Source organism: Ignavibacteriales bacterium (genome assembly GCA_016214905.1).
Taxonomy (GTDB): Bacteria; Bacteroidota; Ignavibacteria; order UBA10030; family SZUA-254; genus PNNN01.
This window is the reverse complement of sequence record JACRMQ010000007.1, coordinates 610,803-634,379: the sequence shown is the minus strand read 5'-3', so window position 1 is coordinate 634,379 and position 23,577 is coordinate 610,803. Positions and strand designations below refer to the sequence as shown.

The 23,577-nt window shown below is 37.6% G+C and carries 25 protein-coding genes; all 25 read right to left on the bottom strand.

Going from position 1 to position 23,577, the window contains the following annotated elements; genetic code table 11:
• Window positions 1–288: 288 nt before the first annotated feature.
• A complete protein-coding gene (locus HZB59_09830; GenBank protein MBI5021726.1) occupies window positions 289–1,911 on the bottom strand; it encodes a cbb3-type cytochrome c oxidase subunit I in 1,623 nt (540 codons plus the stop codon).
• Window positions 1,912–1,939: 28 nt separating this feature from the next.
• The gene (locus HZB59_09825) at window positions 1,940–2,488 is read right to left on the bottom strand and encodes a cytochrome C oxidase subunit II (protein ID MBI5021725.1); all 549 of its coding nucleotides are present in this window, start codon (window positions 2,486–2,488) and stop codon (window positions 1,940–1,942) included.
• A 31-nt stretch (window positions 2,489–2,519) separates the two neighbouring features.
• The gene (locus tag HZB59_09820; GenBank protein MBI5021724.1) at window positions 2,520–2,978 is read right to left on the bottom strand and encodes a hemerythrin domain-containing protein; all 459 of its coding nucleotides are present in this window, start codon (window positions 2,976–2,978) and stop codon (window positions 2,520–2,522) included.
• Window positions 2,979–3,075: 97 nt separating this feature from the next.
• Window positions 3,076–3,372, bottom strand: coding sequence for a hypothetical protein (locus tag HZB59_09815; GenBank protein ID MBI5021723.1), 297 nt, complete (start codon window positions 3,370–3,372; stop codon window positions 3,076–3,078).
• A gap of 89 nt (window positions 3,373–3,461) precedes the next feature.
• On the bottom strand, window positions 3,462–3,761 hold the full coding sequence (locus HZB59_09810; protein ID MBI5021722.1) for an antibiotic biosynthesis monooxygenase: 300 nt from the start codon (window positions 3,759–3,761) through the stop codon (window positions 3,462–3,464).
• A gap of 115 nt (window positions 3,762–3,876) precedes the next feature.
• Window positions 3,877–4,512, bottom strand: coding sequence for a hypothetical protein (locus HZB59_09805; protein ID MBI5021721.1), 636 nt, complete (start codon window positions 4,510–4,512; stop codon window positions 3,877–3,879).
• A gap of 248 nt (window positions 4,513–4,760) precedes the next feature.
• Complete coding sequence (locus HZB59_09800; protein MBI5021720.1) at window positions 4,761–5,354, bottom strand: hypothetical protein; 594 nt, start codon at window positions 5,352–5,354, stop codon at window positions 4,761–4,763.
• Between the two features lies 1 nt (window position 5,355).
• Window positions 5,356–6,159, bottom strand: a complete 804-nt coding sequence (locus HZB59_09795; protein MBI5021719.1) for a metallophosphoesterase — start codon at window positions 6,157–6,159, stop codon at window positions 5,356–5,358.
• Window positions 6,156–6,545, bottom strand: a complete 390-nt coding sequence (locus HZB59_09790) for a hypothetical protein (GenBank protein ID MBI5021718.1) — start codon at window positions 6,543–6,545, stop codon at window positions 6,156–6,158. The genes HZB59_09795 and HZB59_09790 overlap by 4 nt, the downstream gene beginning before the upstream one ends.
• 21 nt (window positions 6,546–6,566) lie before the next feature.
• Window positions 6,567–7,694, bottom strand: a complete 1,128-nt coding sequence (locus HZB59_09785; GenBank protein MBI5021717.1) for an ABC transporter permease — start codon at window positions 7,692–7,694, stop codon at window positions 6,567–6,569.
• 1 nt (window position 7,695) lies between these two features.
• Entirely contained in the window at window positions 7,696–8,826 is a 1,131-nt protein-coding gene (locus HZB59_09780; GenBank protein MBI5021716.1) for an ABC transporter permease, read from the bottom strand.
• Window positions 8,823–9,767 (bottom strand): ABC transporter ATP-binding protein, encoded by a 945-nt coding sequence (locus HZB59_09775; GenBank protein MBI5021715.1) that lies wholly within the window; start codon window positions 9,765–9,767, stop codon window positions 8,823–8,825. Before HZB59_09775 ends, HZB59_09780 begins: the two co-directional genes overlap by 4 nt.
• 149 nt (window positions 9,768–9,916) lie before the next feature.
• The gene (locus HZB59_09770) at window positions 9,917–10,528 is read right to left on the bottom strand and encodes an outer membrane beta-barrel protein (protein MBI5021714.1); all 612 of its coding nucleotides are present in this window, start codon (window positions 10,526–10,528) and stop codon (window positions 9,917–9,919) included.
• Window positions 10,529–10,582: 54 nt separating this feature from the next.
• Window positions 10,583–11,893 (bottom strand): TolC family protein, encoded by a 1,311-nt coding sequence (locus HZB59_09765; GenBank protein MBI5021713.1) that lies wholly within the window; start codon window positions 11,891–11,893, stop codon window positions 10,583–10,585.
• Window positions 11,894–11,916: 23 nt separating this feature from the next.
• Window positions 11,917–12,840 carry an ABC transporter ATP-binding protein gene (locus tag HZB59_09760; protein ID MBI5021712.1) on the bottom strand — a complete coding sequence of 308 codons (924 nt, stop codon included), beginning with the start codon at window positions 12,838–12,840 and terminating at the stop codon, window positions 11,917–11,919.
• 28 nt (window positions 12,841–12,868) lie between these two features.
• Window positions 12,869–13,789, bottom strand: a complete 921-nt coding sequence (locus HZB59_09755; GenBank protein MBI5021711.1) for an efflux RND transporter periplasmic adaptor subunit — start codon at window positions 13,787–13,789, stop codon at window positions 12,869–12,871.
• Window positions 13,790–13,805: 16 nt separating this feature from the next.
• The gene (locus tag HZB59_09750) at window positions 13,806–14,429 is read right to left on the bottom strand and encodes a TetR/AcrR family transcriptional regulator (GenBank protein ID MBI5021710.1); all 624 of its coding nucleotides are present in this window, start codon (window positions 14,427–14,429) and stop codon (window positions 13,806–13,808) included.
• A gap of 607 nt (window positions 14,430–15,036) precedes the next feature.
• Window positions 15,037–16,440, bottom strand: coding sequence for a sigma-54-dependent Fis family transcriptional regulator (locus tag HZB59_09745; protein ID MBI5021709.1), 1,404 nt, complete (start codon window positions 16,438–16,440; stop codon window positions 15,037–15,039).
• Window positions 16,437–18,524, bottom strand: a complete 2,088-nt coding sequence (locus HZB59_09740) for a GHKL domain-containing protein (protein ID MBI5021708.1) — start codon at window positions 18,522–18,524, stop codon at window positions 16,437–16,439. The genes HZB59_09745 and HZB59_09740 overlap by 4 nt, the downstream gene beginning before the upstream one ends.
• Window positions 18,525–18,926: 402 nt before the next feature.
• The gene (locus tag HZB59_09735; GenBank protein ID MBI5021707.1) at window positions 18,927–19,649 is read right to left on the bottom strand and encodes an SDR family oxidoreductase; all 723 of its coding nucleotides are present in this window, start codon (window positions 19,647–19,649) and stop codon (window positions 18,927–18,929) included.
• 40 nt (window positions 19,650–19,689) lie between these two features.
• Window positions 19,690–20,109: a hypothetical protein gene (locus HZB59_09730; protein ID MBI5021706.1), complete on the bottom strand. Its 420-nt coding sequence runs from the start codon at window positions 20,107–20,109 to the stop codon at window positions 19,690–19,692.
• Between the two features lie 11 nt (window positions 20,110–20,120).
• Entirely contained in the window at window positions 20,121–20,987 is an 867-nt protein-coding gene (locus HZB59_09725; GenBank protein MBI5021705.1) for a PD40 domain-containing protein, read from the bottom strand.
• A 157-nt stretch (window positions 20,988–21,144) separates the two neighbouring features.
• Window positions 21,145–22,080, bottom strand: coding sequence for a 2-dehydropantoate 2-reductase (locus HZB59_09720; protein ID MBI5021704.1), 936 nt, complete (start codon window positions 22,078–22,080; stop codon window positions 21,145–21,147).
• 71 nt (window positions 22,081–22,151) lie between these two features.
• Window positions 22,152–22,829 (bottom strand): DUF4386 domain-containing protein, encoded by a 678-nt coding sequence (locus HZB59_09715; protein ID MBI5021703.1) that lies wholly within the window; start codon window positions 22,827–22,829, stop codon window positions 22,152–22,154.
• A 9-nt stretch (window positions 22,830–22,838) separates the two neighbouring features.
• Entirely contained in the window at window positions 22,839–23,555 is a 717-nt protein-coding gene (locus HZB59_09710; protein ID MBI5021702.1) for an SDR family NAD(P)-dependent oxidoreductase, read from the bottom strand.
• Window positions 23,556–23,577 lie beyond the last annotated feature (22 nt).

The window sequence follows — 23,577 nt, the reverse complement described above, 5'->3', positions numbered from 1 at the left end:
CGCCCCCGCTACACTGAATGCCGATTCTGAAAAGATTCGGCTTATTTATTTGTGACCCCGAGATAAATCTTCGGCTTCTTTTTAACAGGGTATCACTGAAATACAACTTGATATTTTTGGGATTGTGCATTGAGTGTTTCATCAGCCTTCAACAAGGGTGCAAAAATCAATATCAAAACAAAATAACATTTATTACTTATACATCTCCACCCTAGGCTTCTTATTCTCACAAATACTAAAGCCCACCCTGAATATTCATCAGAATGGGCTTTACAATTTAAAGAATAACTATTTACTTGCCGGAATCAAATCCTTCGTTTTTAATTTCGATGGAGAAAAGATTCCTATTACTCCGTTCAATCCCACCGTCATAACTATGTTATAGAAAAACGCGAGGAATGCAATCAACAGCAATGAACCCGAAAGAGCCGCGAGAATCATATAACGAGTAAATTCACCTTCAAAATAAATTGTCCGCCGCAGCATTCCCTGCAATCCCGCCATGCCCATAAAAGCGCCCATCCCGATTCCCCCGATCAGGTGCGCCCAGAAATGGAAGCTTGCAAGTTTATCGCTGTACAATTTTGCGCCGTTCGTGAGAATCGGTAATAACAAATAGATCGCGGAATATAATGTCATTGTCAGACCAACTAATATTGCAACATGCACGTGTGGACCTACGATCCATTGCGTGTTATGGAGAATTCTATTCAAGCCCAAATCTGCCTGCATAATCCCGGCAGGAACTGCTAAGGCAAATCCCAATAATCCGCCGAGCAAGAATTTTAACGGATGAGTCATTTTGAGCGGTCTCGCACTCCAGAGAGTTACAAGCGTTATGAAAAATGCCAGACCTTGCGTAATAAGTTCAAATGCGGTTACCATCTCACCGGAAACAATTTTTAGAATACCCGGTTGTGCCTGATCGGACATCAAATGATGTGACCAAACTGTCCACGAGACAACCATCTCAACGAACAATGCGGCACGCGCAACATTCTCCATGAAAAGTTTTTTTCCGGTAATCATCGTCGCAAGTAAATACCACGTACCGGCAACAAATATTAATACTAATCCATCGGCAATGAGGTCAAGTCCCCACCAGAACCAGTTTTTATAAAGCAGTGCATCAACTGCCGAATGTTTTAAACTGACTCCAAAAAGCTCCGCAACCATATAAACGAGAATCAGCACACCGGTGAAAACGATGATGCCTGCGTTGAATGCCGTATCGACTGTGCCTCTTGCAATAGCGGCAACCGGTAAAGAGACTAAATGTTCCTTCTTCTTTTTAGAAAAAAGATTTCCTAGTCCTGTCAAGCCAAGCGCCGATTTCAGCAAGGCGCCGCCATTTTGTTTTTCCCATCCTTGTGGAGTATAGGTTATTGTCTTGAAGATATTTATGACGAAGAAAATAGTACCCACCATCACTATCGCAATACCGAGGATGAAGAATATTCCACCAACCACACTGAACTGAGTGAAGTCTGCCGGCAGGGGCCAGTAAAGTGTGTAGAGCGGACTGTAGTGCGAAACGAACCCGGAGAACCAGAAAAGAAAAGTTCCCACGGCAATTAACCACAATGTCCAATTGCCAAGTTTGATACTCCATAATGGTTTTTTCATAAGAAACGGAACGAGGAATAAGAACGCTCCGAAAACTATGGAATATGTCGAGCCAAAAATTCCAACTAACGGATGTGCGGTTAGTATGGCAAAGAACTGTTCGTTTGAAACGAGTGAAAAAGGAGCGACCTCGTATAAACGCATGATCATTCCTTCGACAACAGCCAAACCGTAATAAAGCAAGCCCACAACGACGAATCGTAATGCAAGCTTCTGCATCGGCGTAAGGGTGTTCGGCTTAAATAAACCTTGCTCGCCGTTTATAAATGTTTGTATAAAGCTCATATTCATTCTCTCTTTCGTTTATGGAAATTTAATCGGTTACTTCAACTGCGTCACGGACGATCATGGTAATCCCCTTCCAGCCGGAATATTCTGTCGAGCGGATTGAATAAACACCCGCGCGGTCGAATTGCCAGAGGATATCGTTATTGTGTCCGGGAATTACCTGCATTTGGAAGACCATCGAATTATCTTTTCGGAACAATCCGAAACCGTATGTCAGATCATTTGAAGTTACATTGAATCTCACCTTTTCGTTTGTTTTGATCATTAACTTTTCCGAAGGAAGCAAGAACTTGTGGTCTGCAACCGAGATGTTGAATTCCCGATCCGCCTGAATCTCCGCCCGATTCAGATCCATCGGTTTCCATGGTATAGTTTCATGCGTAGCGATATGCAACGAGACACCGATGACAACAAGTAATCCGACGAATGAATAAAAAAGAGCCGGTTTAATTTGATTGGTACCTTTATCTCTTGTAACCTTATAGGCAAACCAGCCCACCACCAACATGATAGCAAGGACATAAAGGGTGTAGGCTATTGTTTGTCCTAACAATACAGTTTTTGAGTCGATCATTGTTTATCCTTTCTTAAATTATTTTTTTGTTTTAATCATTGTTCTCAAATTCATCAAAGTTATACCCAGCTCTAGCTAACGCTCTCCGTGTTGAATCGAAAACAGCTGGATTTAAGTTATACGGATTTACCGGTACTTCGGGTACATTTTGTATTCGTGTCATAAGCAAATCCAGGTTATCACCCACCGATTGTTCACATACTTCATATAAACCACCAGGTTTTTCTTCCAGAACATTATGTTTTGAAAGTATTGCTTTTAGAGCGGCAATAATCTTCAAAGAAGGTTTTGGTACAAGCAATGCAGCTATAGCACCATGATCTAATCGTAGGTGGGTGGCGAGTGAATATCGTTCAGTATCTGGTGTTTTTAGATATTCCGGAATTAATATTTTTTCTTCCATACCGATGTGTTTCAAAATTCCGGAACGGAATTTAGAATAACTAACCTCATCAATATTTTCATTACCGACAACAGCATTCTCAAGCATTCGAGAAAGGTATTTATGGTCATTTGTAAAATAATTATATAGTTTTCGGTACATAACTGTCAGATAAATTAATTTAATCGGAATTTGTCACTTGCTATTATTTGCTTGAAGTATCCGAGCATTCCGTTAACCAATTTATGGCGGATTCTGGATCAGTAAAAATTCTGATCCTTTGAGCCCTATTTAATGATACTAGCTCAAGGAAATGGTATTTCTCGTCTAGATTGCTCACGACAAGTGCCCGCTTAAATTCAAGTGGAACTCCAATATCTAAAAGAATCTTTGGCACATAGTAAATATCAATCATCGAAAGCTTCATTCTTGCATTTCGCAAGTCCATCAATAATCTAGTGCATCTATATTCACTTGACAGGATGGCAAGATCTGTAGCCATACTGTTCATTGTCGAGGAATCGAAATCGCCCTCGACGCAACCCATGATGATGTTTTTTTGATTAATATATTTCAACTCATAAATCATAGTTAATCTTCTATCACCTCGAAGAACTGCACTTTCAAAACGGCGTTTCCGAGTAACGGCTTGAGTCGTTCGAAAGCATGCTGCCTCTCGGGACTGGTGTGCATCCGCATAAAAGTTTGCTCATTTTTATGTTCTACCAACGTAACGTAAGCTGGCTCTCCACCTTTCGTTCGTTGAAGTAATCTACGAGAGATAAAACCGTCAAATTTCCGGTACATTTCATTTGACCACTTAAACCACTCGCGATATTTTAGCTCATCCTCAGGTTTAATCGCTGGAAACTCAATTGTATTTACAAACATTATCTGTTATTCCTTATGATAATATATTTTATTTGTTTGATGTTATTTTTTAATAATTATTTTGTAATCATTGAGAGCCTAAGCACAATCTTAGGCTCTCTTATGCGATTGAAGATTAGTGACCTTCTTTATGAATCGATTGTCCATCAGATTCTTGTCCATGGGCTCCCGCCGAACCAGCAACTGCTTTATGTATTGCCTCGATGTAGTGAATGAATTCGACATACGCTTTTACAAATTTCCGACCAGCTTCAACATCATCTTTCTTGTAATTCTTTGACTCAATAACTTCGTTGAAAGATGCAGAAACTTTCTTTTGAATCGCTTGTGAGAGATGTTTCATCAATTCATCAGATGATCCTTTCTCAACAGCTTTGTCAGCCATTTCGATACCGGGTTCGACTTCAGAACCAGCAGGTTTGAGTCCTGTATACGGTGCACCTTCTCCAGCTCTGTGAATGCGAACAAGTGTTTCGAAGAAATACATATCGGCAAGCTCTTTAGCTTCAGGGTTGAGTTGACGGATTTTGAGTGTTTTGTCAAATGCTTCTTTTATTGCAGTTTCATCTTTTGGTTGTACCCAGACTAGTACGAGAGCGACATTTTTTGTATCGAGCGCCTTCTGCGCTGCTTTTACCACCGGTCCGTCCATTGTATCACAATGTGCATTCGCCGTACCAGGCAGAATCATTGCTATAGAAAATACTAAAGCGATGATAGCAGATACGGTTTTGAAATAATGTTTTTTCATTTTGTTACTCCTTTTATTGTTAGATTTATATTGTTAATTAGATGTTTATTTAAGTAATTGAAATCTAAAGAAAGTTCAATTACTAAAATTGATTTTTTAGACGTTTGGATATATTGATAAGTCGGTGAGTTACAAAACCCAGAGAAAAGAATAATAATTCTATACTTGTTATCGAATAGCATTAATATTTCTTTAAAAGTAGGTGTAATGAAATATAATAATTTGATAAATACAATCATAATTCTAAATCAGATATAAAGATTAAATCCTAATGCCAAACTAAATATTTCTGATAATTCAACATTTTTCGAGTTAATAACATACCATAAATACATATCAACTGTTCCAATTTCTGCGAAAATATCCAAACCTTTAAAATTCGATTTATAACTTAGTTGATGATATATTTTACCACCAATAAAAAAAGTAAAATGAATAGCATTTGTTTTGTAATATCCGTCGCCGTATTTTTCTGAAAAAAAACCATCCGAATTACCACCCATTTCTAAATTTGTCGTAAAACCGGCATAAGGGATTATGATATAATTTGTGGTTTTTAAATCATAGATTAAAATTGAATTTTTCTGCGCTAATGTGTGTATCGTACTTCCACCAATGGAAGATGGCACATAACCATACAATATTTCCACTTGAATTAAATTACTCAGTAGATTATAGCCAGCACCAACAGATATGAAACCTATGTTACCAGCGAATTGTGCTTTGACATAATCCGGGACGTACCATCTTTTTTCAATTGAAGTCGAATTCTCGTTCGAATAAGCACTGCTTGCCGCAATGAAGAACGTAACCAATAAAATATAATTTAGCACCCTTTTCATTTTAATAGACTATCTTTTCAACATTAACTGTATTCTTATGTGCCGAGATGATTATGTAACTTTTCTCCTTCGATCTTGGTACAACGATATATTTTACTCCGTCTATATATTTTTCATCGTAAGAAAATGTATGATAATGACCGTGGAGAGATAAAGTTATTTCATTACTAGACATTAAATTTTTATATCGATCTTCCTGCTGCTCATTGAAATCGTTTGAAAATGGCGGTATATGAGAAAGTACAAAAATGTGATCATACAATAGTGGATCCGATAATTCTTTCTGGAACCAAGCGGAATCCGGTTTTTTATTACTTTCCAACATCACGTTGTCAAATAATATGAATTTGTTGTTGTTAAGAAAGAACGAATAGTTATAACTACCAAACATATCTTTATATATTTTACCGCCGTTCGACCTATAATCATGATTCCCGATCACTGCTAGATATGGAACACTTAAGCCATTCATGATCCCACGAAATATTTCGTACTCTTTGAGTAATCCAAGGTCTGTAAAATCGCCGGCATGAAGGACAAATAATATTTCAGGATTATTATTTATACTTTTTATTGCTGCTTCGAGATTATCATAATCGTTATGACTGTCAGCGATCACTGCAAACTTAATCGTAGAATCTTTTATATTCAATTTCTGAATACTTTCAAGATTTTTGAGCGTAGTATTTTTATATTCGTTCTGTACAATTGATTCGTAAGGACTAAAATCGAATATATCGTCACATCCTGTTAATGCGAACGATCCTACAACAAAAAATAGTATTCTGATTAAATTAGGTTTCATTTGACAATCGCAGAAGGTGTATTTGAAATCCGAGTAAACCAAACGGTGACCAACCAAACTAATGTACGCAAACCCATAGCATGTACGCTGTGCAATGCAACAACGCCGCCCAAAACATGCATCATGCTAACGAGAGCCAGCACAATCAAATGCATCGATGTAACTATGACCGCGAGCTTAAATGCCCTCACTCGATTAAACCATAACATCACTCCAACGATCACTCCAAAAACTCCCATGATCACATTATAAATTAATAGCGGCATCATTACAATATAATCGGGCTTATTCATTCCAAATAATACTTGAAATCCGTCTGCCGTAGTGAGAAGACTGAATATAACCGCTGTACCAGCCGCTATTTTTCTGAACAATATTTTTTTCATTTGTAAATTTTTCTTTTGTAATTAACTTAGTTTTGTTTTGAACCGCAGGACGCTGAGCGTTAAAATTATGATGCCAAAAATCCAGAGTGCAAGCGCCTGGGGCCATAACTCCGCTATGCCTGTACCCTTCAAAAAGATTCCCCGGATTATTACGATGAAGTACTTCAGAGGAATTATGGCTGTGAGATATTGAATCGCTTGCGGCATATTCTCAACCGGAAATGTAAATCCCGACAAGTAAATAAACGGCAGGAAAATAAAAAACTGTGCCGTCATCATCGCTTGCTGTTGTGTCTTGGATATGGTTGATATAAATAGTCCCAAACCAAGCGTTGTCAGGATAAATAAACCACTCAAGCCGAAAAGAAGAACTACACTTCCTTGTAGAGGTACTCCAAACCAGAACCGGGTAACAAATAGAACGAGAACGACATCTATCATGCCGATGATGGCAAATGGCATTAACTTACCGATGATGAGCTGATATGGTTTTATCGGAGTTACCATTAGCTGCTCGAGTGTTCCGATTTCTTTTTCCTTAACTATTCCAAGTGAAGTCAAGGTCATAGTTATTATCATCAACACTGTAGCAAGCACACCGGGCACCATAAAGTTCCGGCTTTTCAAATCGGGATTATACCATACTCTGATTTCCGGCTGCAACCGAGCTGGTCGGGTTACTTGCGGAATATGCTTTTGTATATCTACAACAATCGAGGTTGAATAAGTGGCAATAATTTGAGATGCATAACCGAGACTGATATTTGCTGAATTGGCATCACTCCCATCTGTTAGAATCTGGATCGAAGCTGTTTTACGTGCCAGAAGATTACTTGAAAAATCGGGCGGGATAACTAAAGCCATCCATACATTCCCGAATTCAATCTCATGATCGATTTCTTCGAGCGAATTAACATCTTTCTGAATAACAAAATATCCCGAATGAACAAATTGATCTATCAACTCACGGCTTGCAACAGATTTATCCTGATTATAAACCGCCATTGGAACATCTTTCACATCTGTCGTAGCGGCATAACCAAGCAAAATTAATTGTAGGATTGGCGCCATGAACGAAAGAGCCATCATACGTTTGTCGCGTCGAAATTGAATGAACTCTTTTACGATGATATGATAAATTGTTTTCATATTAATTTGCCCTCTTTAAAAGTAATCGTGTGCTCAAGCCAAGTGTTACGGCTGCAAATATCGCCATATAAACTAATTGTTCCCAAAATACTGCTGGTTCAACACCTTTGAGTATAACATCACGGATAACGATGAGGAAGAATTTGGGAGGTGTTACATTAGAAATGATCTGAAGTGCAATTGGCATACTGCGAATTGGAAACACAAACCCTGATAAAATCAATGCAGGCAATAAGGTTGAGAAGACCGAGATGATAAACGCCACCTGCTGTGTGTGAGAAATTGCTGAGATTAACAATCCCTGCCCAAGCGCTGCAAGCAGAAAGATGAAAATACCAATATACAGCCAAAGAATACTACCCCTGATAGAAATATCGAAGAAGAAATATCCTATAAGGAGAACAAGAACGGAGGCGATAAGCGCAATAATAAGATATGAGATCGTCTTCCCCAAAATGATCTCACCTGTTTTTAATGGCGACACCATCATCTGATCCATCGTTCCACGTTCTTTCTCCCGTACAACTGAAAGTGAAGTGGAGACAACGGCGCTTAGCATGAGAATAAATCCGATGAGACCGGGGACTAAAAATTTTGCACTGATAAGTTCAGGATTGTACCAAACCTTTGGATGTAAATCTATAGGTACGTACAATTCTTTTCCGTTTCGGGCTAATGTTTCAAGGGCTATCCGCATGGAGTATGCTTGAACAATCGCATTACTGTAACCGATTGCAGTCGTAGCTGTGTTTGAATTCGATCCATCAACAAGAATCTGCAATTTTGCATCTCGCCCCGCGAGCAATTCTTTGGAGAAATTTGTCGGTATCACAAAAACAACAAGCACTTTTCCTTCGTCGAGCAAATTATCAATCTCCTCGTAGCTCTGGACAGAATAGTTGAAATCGAAATATTCGGAGTTTGAGAAGCTACGGATAAATTCTCTACTCGATTGCGTTTTATCCTGATCAAATACTGCCACAGAGATATGCTTTACATCGAAATTTAGAGCGTAACCGATAAGGAGAACTAAGAATGCTGGAAACACAAGCAGAACACCAAGCGAACGTTTGTCGCGGCGTATCTGTCGAAATTCTTTTACGATAATTGGTTTAATTCTTTTAATGTTCATGCTGCCCTCTTTTTCATATCCTGTTCGAGAAGATGTAAAAAGACATCTTCCAATGATGGAACGATTCGCTCGATGCGTTTAACTTGAATACCTTTCGCATCGAGAATAGATTTAATTAAACTCTTTCCCTTCTCAAGTTCTGCAACACCGACGTGGAGATATGTGCCGAATACCGATATCTCTACTACCCACGGTTGTGTTCGTAAAAGCTCAAGGGCTGTTACAACATTGTCGGTTTCAACTTCGAGGATGGGATAAGTGATATGTTCTGTTTTTAATTCCTTCGGACTTCCCTTGGCAATCAAACGACCGGCATTGATCAGTATAATGTTATTGCAATACTCTGCTTCATCGAGATAATGAGTTGTTACAAGGATTGTAACACCCTGACTGGAAAGCTCATTTATCAAGTCCCAGAAATTTCTGCGAGATACAGGATCAACACCGCTGGTTGGTTCGTCGAGAAATAATATTTTTGGTTCATGAAGTATTGCACATCCTAACGCCAGTCGTTGTTTCCATCCGCCCGAAAGTGTTTTCGTTAAGCTTTTATCACGTCCTTGCAATCCAGCCATCTCAAGAACCCATTTCTTACGTTCTTTTATCTTTTCCTTCGATAAGCCATACACACCACCGTAAAAATGGATATTTTCTTCTACTGTCATGTCTTCATACAGTGAAAACTTCTGCGACATATAACCGATATTTTTTTTCAGAAGGTCAGTTTGTGTTTTTACATCATAGCCGCCTACTTTAGCTTGACCTGAAGTTGGTTCCAATAACCCGATAAGCATTCTTATGGTGGTTGATTTACCAGCACCGTTAGCGCCGAGAAAACCAAATATCTCGCCCTGCTTTACACCGAAGCTTACCTTATCCACCGCTGTAAAGTTACCGAACATTTTTGTTATCTCATTTACATCTATCGCTAATTGTGACATTGTTTTTTCCGTTTCTGAATACGTTTTATGAATTAGAAGAGTTATTATTTACAAATATATTATTGGACGGCCTCGGTTCAACAAACGGAGACCGTCCATTGATTTCTTCTGCTATTATGTTATCGTTGCGAGACATTTTGCTCGTTGAATTATAAACTAAAGGCATAAGATATGCCGAGACCGAAATTAACAGCGCTTCTGTCATACGATTCTAACCCTACACCATCTGTATTCGAGAATACATAGTTATACTTAGCACGTAAATCTATTCCGAAATTTGATTCCGGAATTTTGAAATTAATTCCTGCAATTGCTTCCATGCCGAAATTAGATGTAGATTGTTCTTCATTATTTACATAGACACTTTCCCCATCACGTCGTAGTACGTTATTATATAAACCCGCTGCAATACCAAAGTACGGTCGTACATCATTTGTCTTTAACAGCTCTGCAAAGTTATAGTTAACGCCGAGCAGTATAGGAAATTGAGCCAAGCGTAAATCTTCGTCGGTGCCGTAGTTCGTCCAGCCAAAACCTGTTTCTAAATAAACTGTGGCACCATAACCCAAACCGTAGCCGATGCTCGCATTGAATGATGGTCCGACTTCGGAATCATCGCTGCTGTCTCCTACTTGCACCATTCCTTCAGTACCAACTCTAATTACGAGTTGATCTTTCTCTGCTATTTGGGCAGATGCTGGCGATAAAGCAAATGCTAATATTGCAATCGTTATTAGTGATATGTTGATTGTGTTTTTCATTGTTTTAATCCTTTTATTTTTTATTGATATTGTTAGTTATTTGTTAATTATTGATTAATTTTCTTTACCTAAAGCTTTTAAAAGTTTTGCATATGCAATTTCATTGTCCACCAGCGAAGTTGTATGGTTTAGCTTCGATTGCAGTAACGCTACCTCGGCATCGAGCAACTCGGTGTTTGTTGCCGTACCATTAGTGAATTTGCTTTTTGTGATTCTATAATTTTCTTCCGCTTGCTCAACACTTTGCCGGGCTACATCTATTTTCTTTTTTGATTGAGCGAGTGTGAGATAATTCTGATTTACTTCAAGCAAAACCATATCTTTCAATTGATCCTCAGCATACTTCGCCTGAGACAGTTGAGCTTTTGCCTGATCTGATTGATGTTTTGTCATTCCCCAATTCCAGATATCCCACGATAGACTCACTCCAACATCCCATGTATCTTTAAACTCATCCTTTGTCGGCTGGTATCGAAGATTCGGTTTGGAGTAGTAATAGTTACTGAAAAGATTTATTTGCGGATACCATCCACTGTTTGCGGCAGTTACAGATGCATCTGCTGCCCGGAAACGGTTCTCTGCCGATTTTAGGTCAGGACGATTCCCAAATGCACTCTGATTTAAATTCTCAATCGTTTGAACTTCTTCATCCGGCAATTTTATCATCGAATTTAGCTGTACCTCGGTATCCAATGGTATTCCAATTATGTTGTTCAAATTCATCATGCTCAGTTTCACATTGTTCACAGCATCTATTTGAGCGATCTCGCTGTTTGATAGCTGTAGCTCAACTTTTAGAACCTCGTTCTTCGTAACTAAACCTTGATCTAACATATTTTTTACATCAACAAGATGCGCTTTCATCTGCAATACATTCTCGCTAATAACTTGTTCTACTTTATTTGTTCTATATAAATTCCAGTATGCCGTTTTGATACTGAAAATCGTTTCTATTCTATCCTTCTCGAAATCAAAATGCGCTGCCTGCGCAGAGTATTCAGCAGCTTCAGACGATTTAGAAAGCTTGAATCCGGTAAACAACGGTTGTTGAAGAGCCAAACGTGTGGTGTATTGGTCAAGAACCACCGGCGAGATCACCACCGGTTGCGGCATCGATGGGAGTTGAACTGCAAACGGGTCAACATCGCTCAGACGCGTATAACTTGCCTGTAATTTTAGTGATGGAAGCCGGTTAGAATTAACTTCGCTTGCCTTTGCATCAGATGCGACAGTTCTCAATTGAGAGATGTGCAATTGTTTGCTTTGATCTAAACCGATCTGGATTGCTTCATCGATAGTTAACGATCGTTTTTCTTGCGAAAATATAAACGTCGGTATAAGTGCGAGTAATAATAATTTATTCATGATCATATCCTTAATTTTATTCTTCAATTATTTTGCCGTGACATTAATGAGATAAATATGTTCTCCAATGATGGAGAAATATTCCGTCGCTCGGTAATCGTGATATTTGCATTCCGAAGCGTTTCTTCAACTATCGGGTAATCTCTCGTGCTGTCTTCAAGCACAACATTGAGGCGATCGCCGAATGCTTGGACATCTAACACCAATTTGTTTTCCTTCAATAAAGTTGTTGCGCGCCGAATCTGATCGGAAACTATTTCGATGAGATCACCCTTCATCAATTTTTTAATATTTGGAGGGGTATCCACAACCATAACTTTACCCTGATTCATCAGGGCTACTCTTCCGCAACGCTCGGCTTCATCTAAATAAGGTGTGCTCATAACGATTGTTATTTTTGATTCCAGGAGACTCGATAGAATTTTCCAAAAATCTCTCCGCGAGACAGGATCAACGCCTGTGGTGGGTTCGTCAAGGAAAATAATTTTGGGTTTGTGAATTAGCGTACAAGCGAGCGCCAATTTCTGTTTCATACCACCCGAAAGTTGATCGGCTAATCTTTTTCGAAAAGGGGTAAGCCGGGTGAATTCGAGCAATTCCTCGCGCCGTTCTTTATAATTCTCTACTCCATTTATTTCGGCAAAGAACTCAATGTTCTCGTCGATAGTCAAATCGCCATAAAGACTGAAACGCTGAGAGAGGTATCCGATTTCTTTGTTTATATCTTTCGTTTGTTTGATTAGATCGAATCCAAGCAATTTAGCTTCACCCGATGTTGGAAGAAGAATACCTGTGAGCATTCGAAAGAGAGTAGTTTTTCCAGCGCCATCGGGTCCAACTAAACCGAACATCTCACCTTGCTGGATCGTCAGATTGAAGTCGTTCACCGCAATAATGTCGTCGAATTTCTTAGTCAATCCTCGTATATCAATTGCGTTTTCCGTCATAATCGTTTCTTGTATCTTCGTTTTCATTTTATTTAGACCCGATTTCGATAGTTGCATCAGCAGGCATACCCGGTTTTAATTGTTGTTCCGGATTTTCTACTTCAATCTTTACACCGAATACAAGTTTCGTGCGATCTTCTTTGGTCTGTACATTTTTCGGTGTGAACTCTGCAACGTCGGATATGTAGGATACTTTACCGGTGAAAGATTTATTCGGATAAGCATCGATATAAATCTTCGCTTCATGTCCAAGTTTCACACGGGCAAGCTCAACTTCTGTAACATAAATCATTATATAAACTTTATCCAAGCGTGAAATACGGAGAAGAGATCCGTTCGGCATAACAATATCACCTTCTTCGATTGCTTTCTCGGTTATGACGCCTTTCATTGTTGCAGTAACGTAAGTATCGTTCAGTTTTTTCCGTGCTGCATCGACTTGAGCGACTGCCTGATCTCGGCGTGCGCGTGCGATATCAACTTCCTCCTTGCGCGAGCCACTCTTCATCTTTCCATAATTCTGCTGTGCCATAATGAATTTCATCTTTGTATCATCATACTGTTTCTGTGTTACGGTTTTTTGTTTCAATAATTTTTCTGCACGTTGGAAATCTGATTGGGCGTTTTCAAAATTTGCTTTTGCCTGTAATACATCTTCATCTCGAGGTCCAAGAATAGTAAGTTTATATTGTGCCTCTGCGGCAGCGGCATTCGCCGATGATTGTTTGTATTGAATCTCGAAATCTGTTTTGTCTATCGTTACTAACGTATCGCCTTTATTAACGTTCGCACCCTCGTTTACATGAAGTTTAGTGATTTCACCACCGACCTTGGCGGTTACAGTAACTTCCGTTGTTTCTATGGTACCCGAAGCGGTAATGGCGTTCTTGTCGTTTTTAGAGCAACCGAACAAGAAGAGGGTGAGGAAAAGAGTGATGAAATATTTCATAATGTTATCCTTATTATTAATTTGAAGTGATTAAATTTTTATTATTCCAACGTCCCTGTTCCTGAACAGACAAAAGTCCATCGACCAGAATGTGAGTTATGAGGTTGATTGCCTCATCACTAGAAAATGAATTTACCGAAATTTCTTTAGAGCGGAGGACGCTCTCCATCGTGCCAAAATATGCGATGATCAGAATCTCTTTGCGCAGATCTCCTCTTACTATTCCAAGCCGGATCCCATCTTCCAAGAACTCAGTAATACTCATCAAGAGTGTTTGACTGCGGATATCTTCTAACTTATGCCATAAATCTGGTCGATATTTACGCAAGTCATCGAGGAACAAAATACCCATACTCGCGAGCGTCTTGCCCATCAACGATAAAATGTGAAATAGTTTTATTGCATATTCCTCAGATGAATCCATTATTTTTTTGTAGCGATACAATGCAGCAAGCATGTTATCTTCGAGAATCCGCTCAACCAATTGATCTTTTGATATATAATATTTATAAATAATTTTCTTATCGATACCAATCTGGTTACTGATCTTATCCATCCTTACTCTGTTGAATCCAGACTGAAAGAATATTTCGCTTGCAACTTCAAGTATCCGATGTTCTATATTTTTCTCTTCTAACATAAAAGTGATATGATATTTTTATTTTACACCTAAATGATTACGACGTTTCTTTTCTTGATTGCGGTATGATATCTCGACCCAAGTATAAACCAGTATCAAAATCCCAGCGAGCAAAGCTACCGTCGTTATTATTAATGTATTCCACATATTATTTTCCTTCATATTTTTCAGAACTTGACTGTACTTACTCCAATATATGTGCCACATAAAAAAGGCATCAATTTCAATCAGATATGATAGAATTTTGTTTTGAGGAGGTGAAAGATGCGATGAAAAGATTCGCAGATTAGAAGATGAATATCCGTAACTTATTGATAGGTAGTGAGTTAACGGTGCGGAAGAATTGCTCGCGGCAGAGTATAAAAAAATTAGTATTGCTTAGTGTTTCTCAGTGGACTTAGTCCCTGCCTGCCGGCAGGCAGGTTTGTGTGTTTAATAAAAGAAAAACAGTAAGAACACTAACCTGCCCGCTGAAACGCTACGTGCAATCAGATAAGTTCTTTAACAGGCGGGGAACATTTAGGTTCACAAAGATTTTTGATAATCATCAATATGAACATTTTGATTTTGATATTGTTATGAGTTTCGTGTTTCGGATTTTAATGAGTTACAATTCATTCTCTTTGAACTTTAATCCATGTTCCTTCATCATATTTTGCAGCAGGCGGCGATCCATATCGAGAGCTCTTGCTGTTTGAGAAATGTTCCAATGATTGTTGCGGAGGGCTTCGAGGATGAAGTTTTTCTCAAATTCCCTAAGGTGTTTATCTTTCAGTATCTTTTTTTGGGAAAGATATTCTTGATAGGAAGAGGGGATTGATTCTTGTTCATCATTACTTCCGATGTGAAGGTCGGCTGGTAAATCCTCGATAGTGATATATTCTTCACTGGCTGCGACCATCGATCTCACCACCACATTATCCAATTCACGAACATTACCTCGCCATGGACATCTCTTTAAATAAATAAGCACAGCCGGATCGAAACCTTTGATATCTTTTCCAACATTTTTCTTATGCTTCATTAAGAAATGTTGAGCAAGAAGCGGAATATCTTCCGCACGTTCACCCAACGGTGGGAGAACGATATTGACAACGTTGAGCCGATAATATAAATCGCTACGAAATCGTCCTTCTTCAACTTCGGCTTTCAATTTACGATTTGTTGCCGCTATAATCCGAAGGTCTAACGATATTCTTTCATTCCCTCCCACACGCACGATCGCTTGTTCTTCAATTGCACGAAGAAGCTTTACTTGTAACTCAATTGGCAGTTCACCGATTTCATCAAGAAACAATGTTCCACCGTTTGCCTGTTCAAATTTACCTAGGCGTCTGTTTGTTGCTCCTGTGAAAGCGCCTTTCTCGCTGCCGAAAAATTCGCTTTCTAATAATTCTCTGGGGATTGCACCGCAATTTATGTCAACGAAAGTTTTAGCAGAGCGTTGACTTGAAGAGTGAATTGCCCTTGCAACCAATTCCTTTCCTGTTCCGGTTTCACCTTCAATAAGTACGGTGAAATTTGTTGAAGCAATTTGCTGAATTGTTTTTAAAACATACTGCATTTTTGAACTTGCTGTTATAATATTGCTTAGATTTCCTATCGAACGCAATTGGCTACGCAGTTCTTCGTTCTCTCTAATCAACTTCACATGATTTATTGCACGAGCAAGAACCAAATCTAATTGATCAAGGTCAACCGGTTTCGTCAAATAATCAAACGCGCCTTCTTTCATCATCGAAACTGCGTTATCGACTGTGCCAAACGCTGTCATGATAATTACAGGGATACTTCGCCCCATTTTTCTCACTTCTTTCATAACGGTCTGTCCATCTACATCCGGCATCTTCAAATCGGTGAGTACAATATCGATTGGTTCACTTTGCAGGAGAGCCAATGCCTCACGACCATCTTTTGCTAGGATAACATTATGGGCAGATTGAAGATTGATTTCTAAGACTTGTCTTGTCTTTTCTTCATCATCAATTATTAATAGATTTAGATTGTTCATATTCGCGACCCATCTATTGGAAGTTTAATATAAAATGTTGTCCCATTTTTATTTGAAGTTAACGATATTTCACCTTTAATACTCTCGACCATTGAATGAACGATTGACAAACCTAAACCGGTGCCGTTTGATTTAGTCGTAAAAAAAGGGTCGAAGATTTTTGACTTAAGTTCTTCCGGGATACCTGTTCCTGTATCTGAAACCGTAATGGTAATAAAATTATCTTCATTCATTACTTTAAAATTCAATTCACCACCTTTTGGCATTGCCTCGATAGCATTTACACCTAAGTTTGTCAACACCCGGCTAAGATGTTGCACCGAAGTTGTCAATTTCGGTATTTCTCCAAAAAGTTCTTTGTTAATTGTTACGTTGCTTTCGGAAGCTTGTGTATTTATTGTCTGAACGATTCCATCGATGATCTTTTCAAGATTGGCTTCTTCCCATGTCGGTTTATGTGGTTTGGCAAAATGCAAAAATGAATCTATAGTTTTATTGAGTCGTTTGCTCTCATCTACTATGAATGCGCTCATCTTCTGATGAATTTGTTCGTCTTTGGGATTACGAAGAATAGTTTGCGCTGATATTGAAATAATGCCGAGCGGGTTACGAAAATCGTGAGCGATGCCTGCTGTAAGTCTGCCAAGCGATGCAAGCCGTTCAAATTGTGCCGCTTTTGCTTGTTCATCCCGCATTTTTTCGATTAGAACATTTCGTTCTATCGACATTGATATCTCGTTTGCAAAGATAGTGAAAAATTCGACTTCATCGATGGAATATGGTTTTCGCGTTGTCATCGGACCAATGAGAAGAAGTCCCGACATCGCTTTCTCTGTGTAGAGTCCTACAACGTAGCCACCCCGATATTCTTGTAGAATGGTTCGTTCATCCGTTGAACAGGTTTCCATAATTTCTTCAACTTCGCACGGTTTAGATTCCTTGCTGATTATTGTTGAGAGGCATCCGTCTCTCGGCAAAGTAATGCCTGAATTTATTACACTCCGAAATATACTTTCTGAATTATCTTTCAACAAAACATCCGATATCGATACAAAGATTGTTTCCCTGAGAAATCGTATCGCCGCTTCTGTCATCTCTCTTGCATTCGTGTAATGAAGCGCTTCACGCGTGAAGCGTATGAAGTTACGCCGATAACGGAATATATCCTGATAGAAGAGATGTTCGATAAGTGTTTGTACTCTAACCACAAGCGGTCTGAATATAAATGCGAGCACTATTATCAGGACAGCTTCAATCCAAAATGAATCAATATAAAATTTATTATCGATAACATACGCGATGTTTTTAATGACGATAAGATAAATTCCAAACATTATTCCGGTTACAAGTGAATATGCGAACCCAAGTTTTGCCCGTGTGCGGGGAATGAGAACTCGCCCACGTAGAATAACGAAAGACAAGAAAACGCTTATTAAAAGATATAATAGTCTAGATCCATAAAAATGTATTTGTTCATATTCTCTTAAGAAATCGAGCATTGCAACCGTTAAACCGAAACCTATAATTCCATATAAGAAATATAGAATCTGTGTACGCTCTTTCCTCGAGTGTGAAAGTTTTAATTGTGTAACAAAATTGTGTATTCCCCATGCGATATACAAAAAGAGAAACATATAAATCAAAACATTCAATGGATTACCAAAAATATCTACGACATAACAATAGATATTCTGTTCTATAAGGTGGTGAAGTTTCAAAGGATGGACAATTTGCATCCCGGCCAGTAGAGTGAATATGAGTGGTGCTATAAGGAATAGCGGACGCACAGATAAACGATCAAATTTAGATTGTACACTTCGTGGAAATGAAAATGATAATAGAAGGATAAAAGTTGAAGCAAACAGCATTGCCGCTACAATTATGGCCCCAGCAAGAGATGCCAGCTCTGGAGTAATGCTATTAACAATAATTATATCAGCTATATTCCAAAGGGCAAAGCAGAATACTAGGAGTGCAAAAAGTCTGTGAGCATAACTCTTTGGATTATCGAGAAGAATAATTATAAAAAGCGATAAATTAATCGCCAAAGCAACAATTGCTGGAAGCGAGTAGAATGAAGCCATAGGTTTTAATGGGAATTTATTATCCGAAAAATAGCATATATTCAAGAGAGAAACAAACGAGAAAAAAATTGAGGAAATTAAGATATCAGATCTAATTCACATAAAATATGCTCGTCGTGTTCCGAAGTTAAATGGTCTAAGTTCAAAACAGAGAAATTAACCTCTTTTCCAGTACGACTGTCATTAGAAGGCCCGACCCCCGCTACAATGAGCACCTACAAGGTGCTGACTTTGAATGAATTCCAATGGATTGATGAGGGCTCTTAAGGCTTGATTCACCATTGGAATTTTTGTTACTGCACATGAGGCAGTCCTAGTTTCTGGATTGATGTCAATTTCTACAATACAATCTATTTTTCTCTCACTTACTAATATAGAAATGTAAGTATGCAACAGTGCAAATCAATTTTTAAGATTATAGATCACCGGCATTTTATATTTCCATTTATTCCATAATTCCCCATTCCATAATAATTCAGTCATAAAATGGCTAACATTTATTCTACTTGTTTTTCCTGCATTGAAAACAGGACTTCTCTTCGGAGATTCCAGAATTTCATATTCACTTACCTTCTCTTTATTTATTAAAGTATCAGGTCTTAAAGCTGCCCATTCTACTTTCGAATTGCTTTTTCCAATCTCATTTGAAAGATATAATGCCGCCATTACATTATCTATATGCGGAGGTAATAAAATAGTTAGAAGAGACAGCACGACTCTGTCAGCAAAAGAATAATTCTCTGCTATTAATCTATTTCTACATGCAGTGGTATTCATTAGAATTATTTTTACTTTATCTTTTTTCGCCACTTCAATTGCTTCACAAATATTTCTTATCGAATTTGTAACCAGCAGTCGTGGTTTTCCAAACATACCTTTGAATGAAATATTGTGTCCAAGACAAGAAATAACGGCATTACAATCGTTAATCAAATCAATATTTTTATTCAGGTCAAATTCAGCAATATTTCCAACCACAGTTTCTATAAGTTCGTGGTTCAAAAATTCAGTTAATACCATACTGTTTTTACGCACTACAATTTTAACTTTAACATTTCTATTTATAAGTTGTTTAACAACCAATCGGCCCGTAGCACCGGAAGCCCCTAACACTAAAATCCTCATTCTTATTACCTCAATATTATTTTTTCAAAACGAATATAAATTAATTTTGTTCTGATTCCTCGCAGAGCCGGGAACTCAGCACTCCCGCCAGTAATAGTTCTAAAAATCCCCAACTAATTCCGATAATAGTCAGTTTTACCGGCATAAATCCATATACAACATTCGCTATATTAGCCAACAAGTTTCCCGGTACCCAAATGATTAATACAGCCACTATGATAGTTTTCATCTTTTGTTTAAACAACGGCAGCGTTAAGTAATACAGCCACATCAGCATCATTCCGAGGAAAAGTGAAACAAAAAAGAAAAATATCATATCGCCGATGCTCAGGGGCGGTAAATTGAATTTTGCTAACGCATTATCCATATCGCTCCCGACAACAGGAACCATTGTGGCAGCACTTAAACAAATAATCAACCCGGCAACTATTCCAGCTTTAAGAATCGTTTTCGCTTCCATACTATTTTTCCTTACTTATTTTTTAATACTTGGTTTCTTTTGTCGCCGATTATACTGGCGCTAACCCAATAGATATCACTTTTTTCATTTAAATCATTATACCTGCTAAAAAAGATATACTTCTCATCAGGTGATAATGATGGGCAGGTTTCATTATATTCCGAAGTATTAATTAATCCTCCAAGTTTTATAGGGGCGGACCACTTCTGATCATTCTCTTTAAATGTTACGTAGATATCACCTTTACCATTAAAAAGGATAAAACTTTCATCTCTGGAAACATACGGATGAACACCGAATGGTAATTCTACTTTTTCTGTTGTCTTATATTGATTGTCAACAATCTGCGACCTGTAAATTTTAAATACAGATAGATTTGTATAATACATTGTATTATTCTCAGAAAAAGTTGCCCAGAAAACAGGAGTATCGTTAACAGGAGATTCCAATAATCTGGGAAACGACCATTTTGTTTTTTCTTTTATTAAGAACCAAAGACGGGAAGTATCGTTTACATCAGATGAGAAAAAAAGCTTTTTCCCATCGGGAGTATAAAATGCTTCAAATTCCCAGCTACTATCACCTCTTAAATTAGCTGTTCTCGGAGTTGACCAATTTCCATCAGCTAGTTTTTTCATTACCATCAATCCTTTTGCGGGTTTCTCAGCAGTAAAAAACAATTCATCATAATTTGGTGAAATCGCAATACCGTATTCATATCTGTCGGGAACAGAAATTACCCCTTTTGCAAATATTTTTGGAATCGAATCTGGGGGATTTCCGAATAAAGAAATGTGAGAGACAGAACCATTATTCTGAGCGCAAGAAATTATTGGGCTTACACACAAAATAATGAATGATTTAATTATTGTTTTCATATCATACTTTCTAAATTTATGATTTATAATATTAACTTACGATTACTTTTTCAGCAACGTGTAAATACCTGAGTAGTTATATTTCATCCGAAATAAAGACTTGATTTCAAATGCACACACAATCTTTTTCTTGATTCAACAACAAGAATAACGATTCTTATTTCATGTTTCCCGATATTCTTGCTTTTAATTCCATTGGAAGAATGCAACTATAAACAAACTTATTTATCGTTGTTTCAATGCCGTATCTCTGTCCAAGTTTAACGACGGTTCCATTCTGATAATTAATCTCGGACGGCTTTCCCTCCCATATATCTCTTGTCAAGGATGATGTAGAATCATACGGATAAGTATCAATCAGTGTTACAATATTATCTACAAAATCGGACTTTATATCTACTCCAATTTTTTGAGAGAGCATATAAATTTCTTGCAACAAATCAATCATCATCCTGCGAGTTTCAGGCAATTCTCTAAGTTCGCCGTACGTCGATTTTGTTACAGCCAGCAGTCCGCTTACACAGATTGTTATAAATTTCTTCCATAAATCCGCCTTAATATCTTCTGATATTTTTGATTTTATTCCTGACTTATCAAATACTTCTTTTATATTATTTAATCTTTCGGTTTTCAAATTATTTATTTCTCCAAATACAATTGAAGGCTCGACCCCAAAGTGATTTATTATTCCAGGCGATTCCATTTTGCTTATTATAAAACATAAGCCACCTACAATATTAACTTCGTTTAGATAAATTTTTAATTCATCAACTGCCAATATTCCGTTTTGGAGAGGGATTACAACGGCATTTTCTTTTATAACCGATTTTAATTTTAATGCAACTTCTTTCACCTGCCATGCTTTAACACAAATTAAAATCAAATCTGAATGTTTCAAATCTTCTATTTTCTCGGTCGCGTTAACTCTGCTTATTTTAAAATCTCCTTGAATACTTTTTACGATTAGACCGTTTGTTTTTAATACATTAAGATTTAATCCTCTGGTAACAAATGTAACATCATAACCTGCTTTTGCAATCTTACCGCCGAAGTAACCTCCGACCCCTCCTGTACCGATTATTCCGATTTTCATTTTATATTTCTTATTGTGTGTTCGTAATATTTTCAATTAAAATAACCTGCACCTAAACATTTTGATAATAATTAGAAAGTTATTGCTGATGAATTAAATCCTTTTCTTATGAGAAAAACTGCCAAAACTAATTCAAATAAAGCTGTTGGTGTATTCATTAACAAGTAAATTGGTGTTACTATTTCAATTAGTTCAAACATTAACAGAAATGTTGCCAATAAAGTTAAAGTAGAACCAATAATACCCCAGACCGATAGCCATGCAGGAATTAGTTTCATTCTAAAAAAAGAATAGTATAATATTAAACCGCCTAAACTCCACGGCAGTATAAAGCCAATATGATTCATCCAATCTCTACCTACTCTAAGTAATGCTCCTATGGTCTGGAAATGTGATTGGTTTGGCTGCCCTGCTGATACAAAACTTTGACTTATATATAATAACAGCAATAGAGAAACTATTCCGACAAAAAGAAATGCAGCCCCAATTATTCTGAATCCGAAGTACCCGAGTGCATACAATTCATTATATTTTTTAATTATGGGATATAATAAAACCGCAACGCACACATAAATTGCAGCCATAGTAAATTGAAAAAATATTGCCATCAAAACTTGCATCTTGATTGATGATAATTTTACCAGATAATCTGGATACTCCAACGCAGGAACCGTATTTAATATTCCAAAAATTATTCCGCTAATTAGAAATATTCCAAATGCAATTGCTGTTTTTCTATTTGGATTCATATTTATTCCTCACATTCTGTCATAAATTGGCCTAGGTATTAATTTCAAAATTGAAGCAATTATTCTCCAACGTTTTGTTACGTATACAATTTTTCTTCTCTTTTTTACAGCATTAAAAATTTGACTTACCGTTTTTTGTGCAGGCATCACCCAAAATAATCCATCTCCTTTTGCCATTTCAGTATCTACAAGACCCGGCCTTATATCAATAATAAATATTGGCTTTTTCAGATTAGCTGTTTTTTGTCTTAATCCTTCTAAGTAATTTATTTGGTAGGCTTTTGTTGCATTGTAGGATGGCGCTTGCCTGCTTCCTCGTAATCCGCCAATTGAACTGATAGCGACCAAATGTCCGTACTCTTGTTTTTCAAAGAATTTAAATGTCCAGTCTGCAATACAAGTAAACCCAACTACATTTGTGTCAATTGTGCGTTTTTCTATTTCAAAGTCCAAATTTTCGTTTAAGTCACCTGTTCCTGCACATAGAATAAGTAAGTCAAGTCCACCCATTTCAGAAGTCAATTCTTCTAAATTCTCAACGACTAAATCAGTGTCTGTTATGTCAAAAGTTTTTGTTACAAAAGAATTAGGATTTCTTTTTTTTAATTCGTCAAGTAACTCTGAACGTCTTCCGGAAATTCCAACTTTGTAGCCGTTGTCCACTAGTAATTTTGCAAGTCCCTTTCCTATGCCTGATGTTGCACCAATTATTATTGCATTATTCATTTTGTTTGTCCAAGTGATATGC

Coding starts and splice junctions, on each gene's coding strand:
- HZB59_09795 (MBI5021719.1), bottom strand. CDS start 6,159: ATGAAACCTAATTTAATCAGAATACTATTTTTTGTTGTAGGATCGTTC.
- HZB59_09755 (MBI5021711.1), bottom strand. CDS start 13,789: ATGAAATATTTCATCACTCTTTTCCTCACCCTCTTCTTGTTCGGTTGC.
- HZB59_09715 (MBI5021703.1), bottom strand. CDS start 22,829: ATGAATCCAAATAGAAAAACAGCAATTGCATTTGGAATATTTCTAATT.
- HZB59_09770 (MBI5021714.1), bottom strand. CDS start 10,528: ATGAAAAACACAATCAACATATCACTAATAACGATTGCAATATTAGCA.
- HZB59_09720 (MBI5021704.1), bottom strand. CDS start 22,080: ATGAAAATCGGAATAATCGGTACAGGAGGGGTCGGAGGTTACTTCGGC.
- HZB59_09730 (MBI5021706.1), bottom strand. CDS start 20,109: ATGGAAGCGAAAACGATTCTTAAAGCTGGAATAGTTGCCGGGTTGATT.
- HZB59_09710 (MBI5021702.1), bottom strand. CDS start 23,555: ATGAATAATGCAATAATAATTGGTGCAACATCAGGCATAGGAAAGGGA.
- HZB59_09750 (MBI5021710.1), bottom strand. CDS start 14,429: ATGTTAGAAGAGAAAAATATAGAACATCGGATACTTGAAGTTGCAAGC.
- HZB59_09745 (MBI5021709.1), bottom strand. CDS start 16,440: ATGAACAATCTAAATCTATTAATAATTGATGATGAAGAAAAGACAAGA.
- HZB59_09790 (MBI5021718.1), bottom strand. CDS start 6,545: ATGAAAAAAATATTGTTCAGAAAAATAGCGGCTGGTACAGCGGTTATA.
- HZB59_09815 (MBI5021723.1), bottom strand. CDS start 3,372: ATGGCTACAGATCTTGCCATCCTGTCAAGTGAATATAGATGCACTAGA.
- HZB59_09760 (MBI5021712.1), bottom strand. CDS start 12,840: ATGACGGAAAACGCAATTGATATACGAGGATTGACTAAGAAATTCGAC.
- HZB59_09810 (MBI5021722.1), bottom strand. CDS start 3,761: ATGTTTGTAAATACAATTGAGTTTCCAGCGATTAAACCTGAGGATGAG.
- HZB59_09735 (MBI5021707.1), bottom strand. CDS start 19,649: ATGAGGATTTTAGTGTTAGGGGCTTCCGGTGCTACGGGCCGATTGGTT.
- HZB59_09740 (MBI5021708.1), bottom strand. CDS start 18,524: ATGGCTTCATTCTACTCGCTTCCAGCAATTGTTGCTTTGGCGATTAAT.
- HZB59_09780 (MBI5021716.1), bottom strand. CDS start 8,826: ATGAACATTAAAAGAATTAAACCAATTATCGTAAAAGAATTTCGACAG.
- HZB59_09725 (MBI5021705.1), bottom strand. CDS start 20,987: ATGAAAACAATAATTAAATCATTCATTATTTTGTGTGTAAGCCCAATA.
- HZB59_09800 (MBI5021720.1), bottom strand. CDS start 5,354: ATGAAAAGGGTGCTAAATTATATTTTATTGGTTACGTTCTTCATTGCG.
- HZB59_09775 (MBI5021715.1), bottom strand. CDS start 9,767: ATGTCACAATTAGCGATAGATGTAAATGAGATAACAAAAATGTTCGGT.
- HZB59_09825 (MBI5021725.1), bottom strand. CDS start 2,488: ATGATCGACTCAAAAACTGTATTGTTAGGACAAACAATAGCCTACACC.
- HZB59_09805 (MBI5021721.1), bottom strand. CDS start 4,512: ATGAAAAAACATTATTTCAAAACCGTATCTGCTATCATCGCTTTAGTA.
- HZB59_09820 (MBI5021724.1), bottom strand. CDS start 2,978: ATGCTTGAGAATGCTGTTGTCGGTAATGAAAATATTGATGAGGTTAGT.
- HZB59_09785 (MBI5021717.1), bottom strand. CDS start 7,694: ATGAAAACAATTTATCATATCATCGTAAAAGAGTTCATTCAATTTCGA.
- HZB59_09765 (MBI5021713.1), bottom strand. CDS start 11,893: ATGAATAAATTATTATTACTCGCACTTATACCGACGTTTATATTTTCG.
- HZB59_09830 (MBI5021726.1), bottom strand. CDS start 1,911: ATGAGCTTTATACAAACATTTATAAACGGCGAGCAAGGTTTATTTAAG.